The sequence below is a fragment of the Devosia sp. genome (assembly GCF_035944845.1).
GTDB lineage: Bacteria > Pseudomonadota > Alphaproteobacteria > Rhizobiales > Devosiaceae > Devosia_A.
The window spans coordinates 1-15,129 of the sequence record NZ_DASZAW010000049.1 but is presented as its reverse complement, the minus strand read 5'-3'; the positions used below and the strand labels follow the sequence as shown (position 1 = coordinate 15,129).

Genomic DNA, 15,129 nt, shown 5'->3' with positions numbered 1-15,129 from the left:
AACAGATCCTGCCCGATTTCTCCGCCCGGGGTCACCAGCGTGGCGTTACGCCATCTTTGCTTCACTTGCAGAATCCATGCTCGTAGTATATTGTCATGATAACCACCTAACATGCGAATTCAAGGGGAAACATGGCGCCTTCAAGCGCCTCTCTGATCGGCAGGGCAGGCGCGGTGCTATATGTCGCCGAAGGAATCTTCGGCAATCCACCTGTCACGGGAAGTCCTGGCTTGAGTATCGATCTGTCGCCACGCCATTTGCAGCTCAGGGATATGCTGTTCCGGCGCTGGAAAACCAACGGGCTGAAAGCCGGTGACAAGATCGAGTCGCAGAACGAGATCGTAAAGTTCTGCGAATTCTCGCTGATCACTGTGATCAAGACGCTGAAGGATCTCGAAGCCGAGGGCATCATCCGGCGCCAGGTGGGCAAGGGCTCCTTCCTCGTCGAAACCCCGTGGACCGAAGCGCATCACCGCATCGGCTTCTTCTATAACCGCGACATCGTCGGCGGCGGCATCTTCAACAACGAGTTCTACACCAAGCTGGTGGTGGCGCTGGAAAAGGCCGTGGTCTCCGATGGCCACGAGTTCATCCTCGGCAGCTTCACCCACAAGTCGATGCCGACCCATGTCTGGGATGCGCTCGATGTGGTGGTGCTGGCCGGCATTACGCCCGAGACCGAGACCGACAGGCTGCCCGAGACTTCGGCGCAGGTGGCGATCATCGACCTCGTCATCGAGGAGCTGCCCTACCACGCCTACCGCATCGATTTCGAACCGGCCTTCATGGAGATGTTCCGGCTCAACGACGGCAAGAAGTTGAAGTACCTCTACCTCAACACCACCATCAATTCGAGCGAGCAGGCCTCGCGCCTCGCCAGCATCCGACGCGCCCATGCCTCGACCAGGACCGAGCAGGACCTGCGTGTCATCTCGGTGAACCAGGAAACCGGCCAGAGCGACACCGCCGAGCTCGAAGCGGTGCTGAAGAGCTACCAGCCCGACATCGTCTGCGGCTACATGCACCACAGTTGGGTGCCGGTGATAGCCGCCAAGGCGACCAAGCCCACCAAGGCCTACCGCTACTCGCTCGACAATGACGGCCCGAGCTTCAACGTCGATTCCGCCGCCTGGATGCAGCAGGTGCTGGCCGATATCTACGCCAACCTCGAAGACAGGAAGCCCGGCAAACAGGTGCTGAGCATGCCGGCGACGTTTCATCCTTAGGGGTGTTCCTGAAGGGCCGGTGGCTGTGGACCCCCACCCCGGCGATTCAGTAGCCCCGCCAGCCTACCCCAACGCCTTATCAAACGCCGCCATCGACTCGTCGGCATAGTTCGCCAGCGCGATCACGTCGGCGCCGACCGACAAGAGGTTATACCCCATGTCGACATACTCGCCGATCAGGTCGCGGTTGGTCACCGTCGCGGCGATCTTGCCGTATTTCCGCGCCACCTCGGCGACGCGCTTGCGCACCGCCTTGATCTCGTCGTGCTGGATCTCACCCGGGATACCGCTCGCCACCGAATAGTCGCCGGGGCCGAAGAACAGGCAATCCACCCCGTCCATCTCGGCGATCGCCTCGAGATGCTCCATCGCTTCGGGATCCTCGATCTGATAGCAGGCGAAACGCTCTTCGTTGGCGGTCTTCAGGTAATCGAGGAAGCCGACGCGGGTGAACTGCGCGTCGCTATTGCCGCCATCGACGGCGCGCTTGCCGAGCGGCGCGAACTTGGTGATGTCGCGCACCTTGCGCGCGTCCTCGGCGTTCATGATGTGCGGCACGATCAGGCCGGTCGCATCCATCTCGTAACCGCGGATGTAATCGCTGTAGCTGCCGCGCGACACCCGCAGCAGGGTGTCGACGTCATAGAGCTTGGCGGCGCGGATCTGGTGCTCCACCTGCTCCCAGGTGGCCGAAGTGTGCTCCATGCACAGCCACAGTGCGTCCGGCTGCGCCGCGGCAAAGATCTCGGCGATCTTGGCATCGGCAATATTGAGCTTCAGCACCCGGGCCACCTTGCCCTCGCGGATGGTGCGCAGCACACGGCTCGGCCGCATGCGGAAGCGCGTCGGGGGCGTCGCGGCGTAAGGCTGCGTCTGGGACAAGGTGATCTCCTCCGGAGGGGTTATTTGGCGGTGTAGCCGCCATCGATGGGGATATTGGTGCCGGTGACATAGGCCGAGGCGTCCGAGGCGAGAAAGACGATGACGCCCTTGAGGTCGGTATCGTTCGCCATGCGACCCAATTGGGTGCGGGCGCTGTAGGCTTTGACGAACGGCGCCGGCTGGTTGTTGAAGAAGCCGCCCGGCGACAGGCAGTTCACCCGCACATTGTCGGCACCGAGAATGCTCGCGGCCCAGCGGGTGAAGTTGAGCATGCCGCCCTTTTCGTAGTGATAGATCGGCGACGGGTTGGGCGTCATGTCGGTGCCCTCGTAGTTCGCCATCTCGACCCCGACCATGCCCATCATCGAGCCGATATTGATGATCGAACCGGATTTCTGCGCCCGCATGTTGCGGCCGAACAGCTCGGTGATCTTGAACAGCGCCGATGCGTTGACGCGGAGGCTTTTGTCGAAGGCGTCGAGATCGTGCGCCCAGCCATCGAGCGCCGAGCGGGTCACCGCGTTGTTGACCAGCACGTCGCAGCGGCCGGCCCGGGCGATCACCTCGCGATGCAGCGCCTCGATGGACTCGTCGGAGGAAAGGTCGAGCGACAGCGCCGTCATGTCGAAGCCGCGCGCCCGCTCTTCGGCTGCGACCGCTTCGAGCTTGCTGACATCGCGTGCCGCGATGAAGGTTCTGGCGCCCGCCTCGGCCAGCGCCGCGACGATCTGCCGGCCATAAAGCCCGGCGCCGCCGGTGACCACGGCGACCTTGCCCTTGAGCGAGAAGCTTTCGAGTACCTGCATGTTCAGTCCATCTCGCTGAGGAAAACGCGGCGGCCGCCCTGTTCGCGGCTTTCGATGCCGGCGATCACCAGTTGCATCAGTTCGCGCGTTTCTTCCCACGGCACCGGCGGCTTGCCGGTGCGCAGGTAATCGACGAAGCCGACGAGCTGGGTGCGGAACGCGTGATAGGTGTCGGTGAACTTGAGCTGCAGCCCGGCGGCGGTGCCGGCCAGCGTCACCATGCCGAAGCCGCCGCCCATGTCCTTGGTCACCTGCAGCAGCACGTCGATGCCGTCGCGGTGGCGCAGGTGGACGATATTGGAATTGGCATCGCCGATATTCTGCACCGAGACGTAACCCGGCCCGGTGATCGGATAGACCGTCTCCAGCGCGTGGATGCCGTAGGCCTCCCACGACTTGGCCATGGTGGCGCTGACATGGCGCAACTGCCCGAGCGCGTGCGTGGCGCGGTGATAGGGCGCATACTCCTTGGCAAAGCGCATCGCCGACGAACTGATCAGCGGCTTGCCCTCGGCCACCCATTTCGAGAAGGTCGCGAGATCGAGCCGGTTGTCGCAGAGCGGTTTGTCGATGAACACCGGAATGCCGGCCTCGATGAACGGCCGGGCGCGCTCGACATGCTCGAACCCCTTGTCGGTGGCGACCAGCACCGCGTCGACCTCGCCGATCACGTCCTCGGCCCGCGCTGCGATGTTGGGAATGTGCGCCACCGCGGCGACCTGCAATGCGTCGGCGGGGTCGTCGGTCCACACGTGGGTGACCTTGGCCCCGGAAATACCGAGCGAGCCCACCGGTTGCTTGGCAATGTAGTCCTTGATCACCGGGTATGGGCAGGCCGCGAGCGCCTTGGCGTCGTAGCTGCCGTTGATGATGATGCTCCAGGAATAGGGGTGCCCGTTTCCTTCCACCATGCCCAGCATGGCGAGACGGATTTCATCCCGGGTGATCGGCAGAACGTTCATCGATAATCTTTCCTACCAGGCGGTCCAGCCGCCATCGACATTGAGGCAGTGGCCGGTGATGTAGCTCGCCGCGTCACTCAAGAGGAACGCCGTCGGCCCCGCCATCTCGTCCTGCCGGCCGATCCGGCCCAGCATGGTCTGGCGCGTGAGGTTCTGCATGAACTCGGCGTTGTCCTGCGTCGCCTGGTGCGGGTAGGGGCCGGGCGCCACCGCGTTGACGCGGATGCCGGCGGGGCCGAAATGCCCGGCCATGTAGCGCACCATCTGGATCATCCCGGCTTTGCCGGCGCCGTACTCAATCGGGTTGGGCGCCATGTCGCCCGGGTAGTTCGCCGGGTTGGGCGCCACCACGCCATACATCGAGGCATAAAGCACCATCGCGCCACCGGGCCCCATGTGCCTGGCTGCCTCGCGGGCAAGGAGGAAACTGCCGGTGAGGTTCAGCCGGTTGGTGCGGTCGAAATCCGCCGCGGTGAGTTCCTCGAAGCGCTTGCCGGTCGAGCCGAAGGTGGCGTTCACCACGCCATCGAGCTTGCCGAATGCCTTGGCAGCGCCGCGCACCGCCGCAAGGATCGAGTCTTCGTCGCCGATATCGAGCGGTAGCGCCAGCACCCCGCCGCCGAGCGCCTTGAGTTCGGCTTCAGCCGCGGCGAGCCGCTCCGGATTGATGTCGGCCAGCACCACATTGGCGCCCTGCTGGGCCAGGAGCTTACTCACCGGCAGCGCCAGGTAGCCCGCGCCACCCGCCATCAGCACGGTCTTGCCGTTGAAATTGAACATCAGAGACTCACGATCCGCTTTTCGAGCCAGGATTGCTTGGCGGCGAGCGCCACCCTCAGGTTGTCGCGCGCGTCGTCGAGAGTGGCGAGCCAGCAGGGCTTGCCCTCGATCGCATCGAGCATGGCGTCGGCCTGCATGCGGAAGCGCGCCTGGTGTGCTTCGGTCGGCACCAGCCCGGCCATGAAGTCGCGCTCGTCCTGCCACTTGCCGCTGTCATCATCGGCGAATTTCAGCGTCGAGTGTTCCAGCATCAGGTTGCCCTTGGTGCCGATGAACTCGAAGCGCGCGATGTTGGGCTTCTGGAACTGGTTGATGGTGACATTGGCCATCGCCCCGCTTTCGAAGCGGATGGAAACGAGGCAGGTGTCTTCGGTGTCGGTGCCCTCGAGCACCAGCCGGTCGAACAGGCAACTGACATCGGTGGGCTTGCCCATCAGCCAGATCAGCATGTCGAACAAGTGGCTCGCCGCATCGAGAATGGCGCCGCCGCCCATCTCGGGGCGCGCATAATAGGTGCGCTGGAAATCCGGTCGGTATTTCGGGAATTCCTGTGACGAGTTGAGGTAGGCGAGCCGCAGCCTGCCGATCTTGCCCTCGAGAATCTGCTGGCGCAGCGTCACCACTTCATCGGCCACGCGCCGGACATAGCCGACCCGGGCCACGAGGTTCTTGGCCCTGACCAGCGCCAGCGCGTCATCGACCTCGTCCATGGTGACCGACAGCGGCTTTTCGACGAGGAAGTTGAGCCCCGCCTCGGCGCAGCGCTTGATCAGCGCCACGTGATAGTTCGCCGGCGCACAGATCACTGCGAGGTCGAAGCTTCTGAGGTCGGCTTCGCCGATATCGGTATAGGTCTCGCTGATGCCGAACAGCTGCTTGGCTTCGTCGCGGCGCCCGGCATCGGGTTCAACGATGGCGAGCTGGGCCCGGCCGGTCAGGCTGTAGCCCTTGAGATGACGCCGGCCGATGCCGCCGCTCCCCACGATAAGCACTCGCTTCACCGACAACACCCCTCAACCAAGTATGTTGTTATGCTAACGGCATATTTGTTGCTGTCAATCGGACCCGCGCGTCTCCTGCTGGGCAAAAAGTCGAAAGCCGTTGACGCTGCACCATGATCCGGCATGCCGCTGTTCCGCCAGGCGAACCGCAGTCGATTCACCGTTCTACTCGTTTGACTCCAGTAAGGCATGTTATCATGCTAATGGCATATCTGTCCGATCAATGCAGGGGATGCATTCGAATGGCTACCAAACCAAAGGTTCTCGTCACCGGCGCCAGCGGCCTGATCGGCGGGTTGGCGATCCGCGACCTCTCCGACAAATATGAGTTCAGCGGCCTCAGTCGCCGCGTCGTGCCTGGTATCGTCCATACCCAGGCGGAGATCGCCGACCTCTCGGCCATCCGCAAGGCTTCGGAGGGCATGGACATGGTGCTGCACCTCGCCGCCGAAACCCAGGAGTATGACGACTGGGACAAGGTGATGTGGAACACCATCGGCGGCACCCTCAACATGTTCCGCGCCGCAGAGGAGGCGGGGGTGAAGCGGGTGGTGTTCATGAGCACCGGCAGCACCATGTGCGGCTATGAATGGTACGAAGGCTCGCCCTACGGCAAGCTTGCCGCCAATCAGCTGCAGGCCCTGCCGCCGGGCGAGAAGCTGCTCGACTACCGCGATCCGCCGCGCCCCGACAGCTTCTACGGCGTCGGCAAGCTGTTCGGCGAAAATACCGGCCGGCTGTTCTCCGATCGCTACGGCATGTCGGTGATCTGCATCCGGCTCGGCGCCGTGCTGCCATCCGACCAGCCCGAACTGATCCGCCACTACCCCGGCTACCTCTCGCAGGCCGACGCCGTGCAGATGGTCGACAAGTGCCTCGACGCGCCCGACAGCGTCCGCTTCGACATCTTTGACGCCATCTCCGAGAACCAGCGCCGCTGGCGCGACACCTCGCACGCCAAACAGCTCATCGGCTGGCGCCCGACCGGCTCGGCAGACAAGTACGACATCGGCAAGCTGAGCGCTTAGCTGAGCACCCGGCCTCTCCGCGATCCTCCCCCGCCTGGCGGGGGAGGGGGGGCCAGCGAAGCTGGTGGAGGGGGCGGCCGGAGGTCCAAACCCGCTCTGAAGCCTGGGTAGGCACGAGCCGTGCCGACCCATCACAGCAGGGTCGGCTCGATCACAGTCTGGGCAGCCGACGGTGCACTGGGTCCCGACTTTTGTCGGGATGACGGCCGGTGCGTTGGATCTCATCCAGCCCGAATGCAACCGAGCCCGCCCCACCGATCTCCCACAAATCTGCCTCTTGTTTCGCCTGACGGACCTATTTGCCTAACCCGTGCCCGTCGCTTGACCACCCCAAACTGATATGTTGTTATGTTAATGACATATGCAGGCCACCAGGGGGAATTTGGTGACTCAGCGGGACGAGATCGTCGATCATCTGCGCGCCGGCCGCGCTCCGCTTGCTGCGCCTTCAGCCATTTCTTCGCGCCCGTTGCGGCCCTTCTCCACGCGGCGCTATTCGCAGTTTGGTCGACCAAAACAGAATTATTTGACACCATATGACAATTTATGGTTGCCTGTGGGGAGGGAAGAGGGAACCGCATGCATGGCAACGGAAGCTGCCGACATCGCCAAGGCGCTGGCTGAGGAAATCCATTCGGGCGTGATCCGGGCTGGCGAAATGATCGCCTCGGAACGCGACCTGTGCGAGCGTTTCAAAGTCGGCCGCACCGTGGTGCGCGAGGCCATCACCATGCTCGAGGGCATGAAGCTGATCGAGCAGCGCAAGGGCTTCCGGCCCCGGGTCGTCACGCCGACATTGGCCCAGGCCATGGCCGGCGCAGCCGAAGCGGCGCGTTTCTTCTTTCGCGGCAGCGAGGGCAACGCCCATCTCGAGCAGGCCCGCTTCTTTCTCGAAATGAGCCTCGTCCGCTATGCCGCGCAATACGCGACGCAGGCGCAATTGGGCAAGATGCTGGCCGCCATCGATGATTGCGAGCGCGCCATCAGCAGCTATCCTCAGTTCCGCGAGGCGGACCTGCGCTTCCACCGCGCCATCGCCGAAGTTCCGGGCAACCCGATTTTCGTCGCCTTGCACGACGCCTTCGTCGATCGGCTGATGCGCCGCCGCGAAGCGCCTCGGGACGTCGTCACCCACAACCAGCGCAGCAACAGCGAGCATCGCGCCATCGTCACCGCCCTCGTCGCCCGCGACGAAGCCGAGGCAGTGCGGGTGCTGACCGTTCACCTGTCGCGCAACTACGCCACCTACATGCGCCAGGCCCTGGGCACTGAGCAGCTTGTCGCTACCGAACCACGTGCGGCCGTTTCCCCCTCGGAGGGATGAGGGGAAGGCCGGCGCCGTCGGGGTCCACGAGCCGTGGATCACTATCCGTGAATCAAACAGGGAACCCATTCACATGAAGAAATTGCTGGCCCTTGGCATGGCGCTGCTCATGTCGACCACCGCGATCGGCACCGCAACCGCCCAAGCCATCAACGAGAACCCGCTTTCGGACCCGCGCGTCCGCCAGGCGATCGCCTATGCGATCGACATGGACACCATCATCGAGACGATCTTCGAGGGCAAGGCGGTGCGCGCCGTCGGCCTGTTGCCGGATGGCCCGAACAAGCCCGACGATCTCAACCGCTACGATTTCGACCCCGACAAGGCCCGCGCCCTGCTCGCCGAGGCCGGCTGGAACGCCGACCAGGAACTCGATGTCGTCTATTACTATGCCGACCAGCAGACTGCCGACCTGATGGCTGCGATGCAGGCCTACCTGGCCGATGTCGGCATGAAGATGAATTACCGCATCCTCGAGGGGGATGTCGGTGCCCAGATCTCGGTGCCGCCGGCCGATCCGGTGAACGGCCCGTCCACCTTCAAGTGGGACATCCTCTATGGCGCCCGCGCCGCGCTGGCCCTGCAGGAATACTTCAACCGCTTCGGCTACGGCCTGATGCCGACCATTCCCAACGTTCCGGAGATGAACGAGCTGGTCAAGAAGGTCAACGGCAGCACCGACCCGGCCGTCCAGCGCGAGGGGTATTTCGCGATGGAGCACATCATCAACGACAAGGCCTACATCATTCCGCTCTACTACCAGCAGCTGTTCTCCTACGACAGCGATCGGCTCGATCGGCATGGCGCGCCCTATGGCAACGAGCAGTACAACTACAATTGGGGCGTCGAGAACTGGACGGTCACGCCTGATGCCGACGGCAAGTCGGTGCTCTACACCAATGCCGGCCCGGCGCAGTTCTTCGAAGTGCCGTGGCAGAACCTCGGCATCTGGGTGCACAACAAGTTCGCCTTCGACACCATTCTCGAAGCGGACGGGGCCCTGACGCCGATCGGCGGCGAGATGGCCGAAACCTACTCGGTGAGCGAGGACGGCTTGACCTTCACCTTCACCCTCAAGGATGGCCTGACCTGGCACGATGGCGAGCCGATCACGGCTGCCGATGTGGTGTTCTCGATCGGTGCAGCGCTCAAGTTCCCCATCACCAATCCGGTGCTGGCCGCGACGCTGAAGAAGATCGAAGGCGCCGAAGACTTCGTCGCCGGGACTGCCGACGCTGTCAGCGGCATTACCACCGAGGGCAACACGGTGACGCTGAAATTCGCCAGCATCGATCCCAACGTGCTGTTGAGCTTCAGCCAGTTCGCGCCGCTGCCGGCCAAGTATTTCGAAGGCGTAGATCCCTTGAACCTGCAGCAGGCGCCGTTCTGGCAGAAGCCGATCGGCTCCGGTCCGTTCAAGATCGAAGAGGTGGTGATGAACGACTACACCACGCTGGTGCCGTTCGAGGGCTACCACAAGGGTACCGCCAAGATCGAACAGATCATCGCCCGTCCGTCCGGCGACAATGACGGCAACCTCCTCGTCAACGCCACCGCGGGCAAGGCCGACTTCGGCTACACCAAGGTGGCCAGCGACGTCCCGGCCCTCGAAGCGCTCGACTTCATGAATGTCCACGCGGTCGACATTCCCTACACGCGCATGATCTGGATCAACCAGTTCCCCAAGCCGGCGAACTGACGCCATCAGGGGGCCCGGCGTCCCGGGCCCCCTCCCGTTTCCTTAGCCAAGGCCGGCGACACGCATGCTGACCTACATCATCAGACGCATCCTGATCCTGATCCCGATGGCCTTCGCCATCTGCTTCCTCGTCTATCTCGGGCTCGAGCTGACGCCGGGGGATGCCGTCTCCTACATGATCAATCCGGACGCGCTGGGCAGCATGAATCCCGAGCAGCTCGAGGCGCTGCGCCAGTCGCTGGGCCTTGGCCAGCCGTTCCATGTCCGCTTCTGGGTCTGGTTCACCAACCTGCTGCAGGGCAATTTCGGCTACTCGACCACCGGTGGCGTGCCGATCTCGTCGATCATCGCCACCCGCCTCCCCGCAACGCTGGAACTTGCCGGCGTCGCCCTCGTCATCTCGACGGTGCTCGGCAGCCTGCTCGGGGTGTTCAGCGCCCTCAAGCGGGGCACCGTCACCGACAGCGCCCTGACCGTCATCGGCATGCTCGGGGTGTCGATCCCCGAGTTCTTCTTCGGCCTCGTCGCCATCCTGGTGTTCGGGCTGAACCTCGGCTGGCTGCCGGTCGGTGGTCGCTCGATGCCCGGCGACATAACTTTCCTCGATCGCCTGCCGCACCTGGTGATGCCGTCGCTGGTGCTGTCGATCATGCTGACGGCCGGCGTCATGCGCTATGCGCGCTCCTCGATGCTCGACGCCCTGAGCCGCGACTTCATCAAGACTGCCCGCTCCAAGGGCCTGCCGGAATGGCGTGTCAATGCCCTGCACGGCTTCCGCGTGGCGCTCACCCCGGTGGTTGTGCTGATCGGCTTCCGCCTGCCGGTGCTGATCGGCGGCTCGGTGATCATCGAGCAGGTCTTCCAATGGCCGGGTATCGGCAACGAGTTCATCTCGGCGGTGCGCTCGCAGGATTATCCGGTCGTCATGAGCATCGCGCTCCTGACCGTCATGGCCGTCCTGCTCGCCAGCCTCATCGTCGATGTGCTGACCGCGCTGATCGATCCGCGCGTCCGCCTGGGGGCATGACCATGACCGAGACCACCCACGAGGCGCGGCCGCGCACCCGCAGGGACGCGCAGTTCGACCGCATCCGCGCGCAGGAGGAAGCCGGCCGGCTGAACCACCCCTCCGGCAGCCGGCTGCTGCGCAAGTTCCTCAACAACCGGCTGGCGCTGATCGGGCTGATCCTGTTCACCGTCATCGTCGTCACCGCGGTTTTCGCGCCGTTCCTGACCCCGTGGGATCCCAACAAGATCAACCTGCGCGCCATGCTGCAGCCGCCTTCGTGGGAGCACTGGTTCGGCACCGACCGGACCGGACGCGATCTGTTTGCCCGCGTCCTCTATGGCGGGCGCATCTCCATCCTCGTGGGCCTCGGCAGCGCCGTGCTCGCCGCCATCGTCGGCGTGCTGATCGGTGTCTACACCGGCTATGTCGGCGGCTGGCTCGACGCGATCGCCATGCGCGTCTCCGAGATCTTCATGTCGTTTCCGCAGATCATCCTGGTGCTGCTGCTGGTATCGATCCTCGGCCAGTCGCTGGTGAACCTCATGCTGATCTTCGTGCTGACCGGCTGGGGCGGCATCTACCGCATGGCCCGCGCCCGGATGCTCAGCCTGCGCGAGGAAGAATACGTGCTGGCGCTGCGCAGTTTCGGCCTTGGCCGGGCGCTCATCGCCTACAAGCACATGCTGCCCAACGCGCTCGGCCCGATCATGGTCAACGTCACGCTCTCCACTGCCGCGTTCATCCTGCAGGAGGCCGGGCTGAGCTTCCTCGGCCTCGGCGTGCCGCTCTCCATCCCCACCTGGGGCAACATCCTGAACGTCGCCCAGGACCTGCGCGTGCTGCAGAACAACTGGTGGATCTGGCTGCCGGTGGGCGCCACCATCTCGCTGTTCGTCCTGAGCGTGAACTTCATTGGCGACGGCCTGCGCGACGCCACCGACCCGACGCAGCAGGGATAGGCCCCATGACCATGACACAACCTATCGGCAGCCCGGTATCGAGCGGCGACGTCGCGCTCAGCGTGCGCAACCTCAAGACCTTCTTTTACACCAACAAGCGCTGCAACAAGGCCGTGAACGGCGTCTCGTTCGAGATCAAAAAGGGCAAGACCCTCTGCATCGTCGGCGAAAGTGGTTGCGGTAAGTCGGTTACGGCCTCGGCGATCATGCAGCTGTTGCCGACGCTGTCGCGCATCGAGGACGGCGAGATCGTCTATTACTCGGAGCGCGGCGACATCAGGCTCGATACGCTCGAGCGCAACGGCAAGGCCATGCGTTCGATCCGCGGCTCGGAGATCGCCATGATCTTCCAGGATCCGATGACGGCGCTGAATCCAGTGTTCACCATCGGCTTCCAGATCGTCGAGAACCTCCGCTACCACACCGCGCTGCGCGGCCGGCAGCTCAGGGACAAGGCCATCGACCTGCTGCGCTCGATGGGCATTCCGGCGCCGGAGCGGCGGGTCGAACAGTTCCCGCACCAGTTCTCGGGCGGCATGCGCCAGCGCGCCATGATCGCCATGGCCATGGCCTGCAACCCGAAAATCCTGATCGCCGACGAGCCGACCACAGCGCTCGATGTCACCATCCAGGCGCAGATTTTCGAGCTGATGGCGACGCTGCAGCGCGAGCACGGCACCGCCATCATGCTCATCACCCACGACATGGGCGTGGTGGCCGAACTCGCAGACGATGTCGCCGTCATGTACATGGGCAATATCGTCGAAGCCGGCACGGTCGACGAGGTGCTGCGCCGCCCCAGCCACCCCTATACCCGGGCATTGCTCGATTCCGTGCCGGTGCTGGGCCGCGGCAAGAACCAGGATATCCGCGCCATTCCCGGCTCGACCCCGGATCCGTTCGACCGGCCCGGCGGCTGCCAGTTCGCCGATCGCTGCGCCTACCGGCTCGAGGCCTGCGACGCCGCGCTGCCCGCCGAAACCCACCTGTCCCCCACGCATCGCGTGCGGTGCGTGCGCCATGAGGAGTTCGCCAATGGCGTCCGTAGCTGACCCCGCACCGGGCGCCGGCCCGGTTACCGCCCTTGAGCCGGATGCCGGTGAGGTGATCCTGAAACTCCGGGGCGTCAAGGCGCATTTTCCGGTCAAGGCCGGGGTGCTGCGCCGTACCGTGGCGCAGGTGAAGGCGGTCGACGGCGTCGATCTCGACGTCTATCGCGGCGAAGTGCTCGGCCTCGTCGGTGAGAGCGGCTGCGGCAAGACCACGCTAGGCAAGACCATCCTGCAGCTGGTGCGCGCCACCGAGGGCGAGATCACCTATTCGGGCGCCGAGGCGACGGCCGATCTCACCCGGCTCAGCGACAGCCAGCTCCACCCCTATCGCAAGCGCCTGCAGATCGTCTTCCAGGATCCGCATTCCTCGCTCAATCCGGCCTTCACCATTTTCGGCTCGCTCGAGGATCCGCTGATCAAATACGGGGTGAAGACCCGCGAGGAGCGCCGCAAGATCATCGGCGACCTGCTCGAGGCGGTGAACATGCGGCGCGAGTACATGGATCGCTACCCGCACGAATTCTCCGGCGGCCAGCGCCAGCGCATCGGCATTGCCCGGGCGCTCAGCATCAGCCCGGAGCTGATCGTCTGCGACGAGGCGGTGAGCGCTCTCGATGTCTCGATCCGCGCCCAGGTGCTGGAGCTGCTGATGCGGCTGAAGCGCGAGCGCAACCTCACCTATATCTTCATCACCCACGACCTCAGCGTCACCGAGTTCATCTGCGATCGCGTCGCGGTCATGTACCTGGGCAAGATCGTCGAGCTCTGCCGCTCCGAGGATCTGTTTGCGCGCAAGCTCCACCCCTACACCCAGGCCTTGCTCTCGGCCATCCCGGTTGCCGACCTCGATCGCAAGAGCAATCGCGTGGTGCTCGAGGGCGACGTGCCGAGCCCGGTCAACCCACCGTCCGGCTGCCCGTTCCACCCGCGCTGCCGCTTCCGCCAGGATGTCTGCAAGACCACGGTCCCGCCGCTGAAGCGCTACGCCATCGACGGCCGTGACGATCACTACGCCGCCTGCCACCTCATCGACGCTCAAGAAGCCGCGGCCTGATCGCCCGGCGCCAGCCCCCAACGGAGCCCCAAATGCCCGCCTTCGACATCAAATCCATCACCGGCGTCCTTCCGGCGATGGTGACCCCGTTCGACGAGCAGGAGAAGCTCGACGAGAAGCGCCTGCGCGCCGTCGTCAACTTCCTCATCGAGCGCCAGGTCGAGGGGCTCTACATCACCGGCTCGACTGGCGAGTCCTTCCTGATGTCCCCGGAGGAACGCAAGCGCGTCGTCGAAGTGACGATGGAGGAGAACCGCGGTCGCGTCCCGGTGATCGCCCATATCGGCGCCATCAGCACCTTCCACTCGATCGATCTGGCGCAGCACGCCGAACGGGCCGGCGTCGACGCCATTTCGTCGGTGCCGCCGATCTACTGGGGCTTTTCCGCCGACCAGATCCACGGCTACTACGCCGACATCACCCGCTCCACCAGACTGCCGATGATCGCCTACAACGTGCCGATGGCGGCGCTCGGCTTCGACATGATCAAGCGGCTTTCCACCATCGATGGCGTTGCCGGGGTCAAGTACACCGCCACCACGCATCACGACATCATCCGCATCAAGGAGGAGATCGGGCAGGATTTCATCGTCTATTCGGGCGCCGACGAGATGGCGATGTCGGGCCTGAGCTTCGGCGCCGACGGCATTATCGGCTCGTTCTACAATTCGATGCCCGAGATCTGGATGGCGCTGCGCGACGCGGTGGCGGCGGGCAACCTTGCCGAGGCCAAACGCTTGCAGGAGATCGGCAACGCGGTGATCTTCTTCTCGCTCGGCCACGGCGGCATCCCCACCATCAAGCGCGCCATGGCCTGGATGGGGTGCGACGCCGGCTATGGCCGGAAGCCGCTCGGCGGCTATATCGACCAGGCGGCAGAGGAAAAGCTGAAGGCCGGGTTCCGTGCGCTGCGCGACGAGCGTCAGCTCAAGGGCGTCGCCTTCCTCGACGCGCTCTGAGAAAAAGGCCGGTCTGCGCACCAGCCTCTCCGTAATCCTCCCCCGCGTGGCGGGGGAGGGGGACCAGCGAAGCTGGTGGAGGGGGCGGCCAAACTCGCCGTGTTCGCTTCTCCCCTCAGGGGAGAAGGTGGCGCGTAGCGCCGGATGAGGGGTGAAGCCTCTCCATGCGCTCTCTTTGCGCCGCTGAACCCCTCACCCGAGTTTCGCTACGGACCTTGCGGTCCTAGCTCCACTACCCTCTCCCCTCAGGGCTACGACATGCACACATCGTTGTTGAAGAGAGGGTTTCGGTCTGATTCCCTGGCCTTTGCATAGGAGGGCGGGATGGAGTTGGGACTGGGCCATTTCGGGGATTCGCGCCTCGAAAAAGGGGGATCTTTCTTCTGGG

14 protein-coding genes are annotated in these 15,129 nt (G+C 64.2%); 9 read left to right on the top strand and 5 right to left on the bottom strand.

Going from position 1 to position 15,129, the window contains the following annotated elements; genetic code table 11:
• Positions 1–230: 230 nt before the first annotated feature.
• Positions 231–1,226: a hypothetical protein gene (locus VGV07_RS08190; protein ID WP_326868208.1), complete on the top strand. Its 996-nt coding sequence runs from the start codon at positions 231–233 to the stop codon at positions 1,224–1,226.
• A gap of 63 nt (positions 1,227–1,289) precedes the next feature.
• On the opposite strand, the gene VGV07_RS08185 is transcribed toward VGV07_RS08190, so the two are convergent.
• The 5 genes from VGV07_RS08185 to VGV07_RS08165 are packed head-to-tail and all read right to left on the bottom strand — an operon-like array spanning position 1,290 to position 5,657.
• Complete coding sequence (locus tag VGV07_RS08185) at positions 1,290–2,108, bottom strand: HpcH/HpaI aldolase family protein (RefSeq protein WP_326868207.1); 819 nt, start codon at positions 2,106–2,108, stop codon at positions 1,290–1,292.
• 20 nt (positions 2,109–2,128) lie between these two features.
• Positions 2,129–2,914 carry an SDR family oxidoreductase gene (locus VGV07_RS08180; protein WP_326868206.1) on the bottom strand — a complete coding sequence of 262 codons (786 nt, stop codon included), beginning with the start codon at positions 2,912–2,914 and terminating at the stop codon, positions 2,129–2,131.
• Between the two features lie 2 nt (positions 2,915–2,916).
• Positions 2,917–3,876 carry a Gfo/Idh/MocA family oxidoreductase gene (locus VGV07_RS08175; protein WP_326868205.1) on the bottom strand — a complete coding sequence of 320 codons (960 nt, stop codon included), beginning with the start codon at positions 3,874–3,876 and terminating at the stop codon, positions 2,917–2,919.
• A 12-nt stretch (positions 3,877–3,888) separates the two neighbouring features.
• Positions 3,889–4,656, bottom strand: a complete 768-nt coding sequence (locus VGV07_RS08170) for an SDR family NAD(P)-dependent oxidoreductase (RefSeq protein WP_326868204.1) — start codon at positions 4,654–4,656, stop codon at positions 3,889–3,891.
• Entirely contained in the window at positions 4,656–5,657 is a 1,002-nt protein-coding gene (locus VGV07_RS08165) for a Gfo/Idh/MocA family oxidoreductase (protein WP_326868203.1), read from the bottom strand. Before VGV07_RS08165 ends, VGV07_RS08170 begins: the two co-directional genes overlap by 1 nt.
• A 242-nt stretch (positions 5,658–5,899) precedes the next feature.
• Between VGV07_RS08165 and VGV07_RS08160 the strand changes: the two genes are divergently transcribed.
• The 8 genes from VGV07_RS08160 (at position 5,900) to VGV07_RS08125 (ending at position 14,741) form a co-directional block, all read left to right on the top strand.
• Positions 5,900–6,685 carry an NAD(P)-dependent oxidoreductase gene (locus tag VGV07_RS08160; protein ID WP_326868202.1) on the top strand — a complete coding sequence of 262 codons (786 nt, stop codon included), beginning with the start codon at positions 5,900–5,902 and terminating at the stop codon, positions 6,683–6,685.
• A 583-nt stretch (positions 6,686–7,268) separates the two neighbouring features.
• Entirely contained in the window at positions 7,269–8,009 is a 741-nt protein-coding gene (locus tag VGV07_RS08155; protein ID WP_326868201.1) for an FCD domain-containing protein, read from the top strand.
• 73 nt (positions 8,010–8,082) lie between these two features.
• Positions 8,083–9,708: an ABC transporter substrate-binding protein gene (locus tag VGV07_RS08150; protein WP_326868200.1), complete on the top strand. Its 1,626-nt coding sequence runs from the start codon at positions 8,083–8,085 to the stop codon at positions 9,706–9,708.
• Positions 9,709–9,772: 64 nt separating this feature from the next.
• Positions 9,773–10,735: an ABC transporter permease gene (locus VGV07_RS08145; protein ID WP_326868199.1), complete on the top strand. Its 963-nt coding sequence runs from the start codon at positions 9,773–9,775 to the stop codon at positions 10,733–10,735.
• 2 nt (positions 10,736–10,737) lie between these two features.
• The gene (locus VGV07_RS08140; protein ID WP_326868198.1) at positions 10,738–11,676 is read left to right on the top strand and encodes an ABC transporter permease; all 939 of its coding nucleotides are present in this window, start codon (positions 10,738–10,740) and stop codon (positions 11,674–11,676) included.
• A 5-nt stretch (positions 11,677–11,681) separates the two neighbouring features.
• Positions 11,682–12,728: an ABC transporter ATP-binding protein gene (locus VGV07_RS08135; RefSeq protein WP_326868197.1), complete on the top strand. Its 1,047-nt coding sequence runs from the start codon at positions 11,682–11,684 to the stop codon at positions 12,726–12,728.
• Complete coding sequence (locus VGV07_RS08130) at positions 12,712–13,782, top strand: ABC transporter ATP-binding protein (protein WP_326868196.1); 1,071 nt, start codon at positions 12,712–12,714, stop codon at positions 13,780–13,782. Before VGV07_RS08135 ends, VGV07_RS08130 begins: the two co-directional genes overlap by 17 nt.
• 32 nt (positions 13,783–13,814) lie before the next feature.
• Positions 13,815–14,741 carry a dihydrodipicolinate synthase family protein gene (locus VGV07_RS08125; protein WP_326868195.1) on the top strand — a complete coding sequence of 309 codons (927 nt, stop codon included), beginning with the start codon at positions 13,815–13,817 and terminating at the stop codon, positions 14,739–14,741.
• Positions 14,742–15,129 lie beyond the last annotated feature (388 nt).

What these genes read in the sequence shown, in the direction of transcription:
- VGV07_RS08180 (WP_326868206.1), bottom strand. Translation starts at nt 2,914, where the DNA reads ATGCAGGTACTCGAAAGCTTCTCGCTCAAGGGCAAGGTCGCCGTGGTC.
- VGV07_RS08175 (WP_326868205.1), bottom strand. Translation starts at nt 3,876, where the DNA reads ATGAACGTTCTGCCGATCACCCGGGATGAAATCCGTCTCGCCATGCTG.
- VGV07_RS08170 (WP_326868204.1), bottom strand. Translation starts at nt 4,656, where the DNA reads ATGTTCAATTTCAACGGCAAGACCGTGCTGATGGCGGGTGGCGCGGGC.
- VGV07_RS08160 (WP_326868202.1), top strand. Translation starts at nt 5,900, where the DNA reads ATGGCTACCAAACCAAAGGTTCTCGTCACCGGCGCCAGCGGCCTGATC.
- VGV07_RS08155 (WP_326868201.1), top strand. Translation starts at nt 7,269, where the DNA reads ATGGCAACGGAAGCTGCCGACATCGCCAAGGCGCTGGCTGAGGAAATC.
- VGV07_RS08150 (WP_326868200.1), top strand. Translation starts at nt 8,083, where the DNA reads ATGAAGAAATTGCTGGCCCTTGGCATGGCGCTGCTCATGTCGACCACC.
- VGV07_RS08145 (WP_326868199.1), top strand. Translation starts at nt 9,773, where the DNA reads ATGCTGACCTACATCATCAGACGCATCCTGATCCTGATCCCGATGGCC.
- VGV07_RS08140 (WP_326868198.1), top strand. Translation starts at nt 10,738, where the DNA reads ATGACCGAGACCACCCACGAGGCGCGGCCGCGCACCCGCAGGGACGCG.
- VGV07_RS08135 (WP_326868197.1), top strand. Translation starts at nt 11,682, where the DNA reads ATGACCATGACACAACCTATCGGCAGCCCGGTATCGAGCGGCGACGTC.
- VGV07_RS08130 (WP_326868196.1), top strand. Translation starts at nt 12,712, where the DNA reads ATGGCGTCCGTAGCTGACCCCGCACCGGGCGCCGGCCCGGTTACCGCC.
- VGV07_RS08125 (WP_326868195.1), top strand. Translation starts at nt 13,815, where the DNA reads ATGCCCGCCTTCGACATCAAATCCATCACCGGCGTCCTTCCGGCGATG.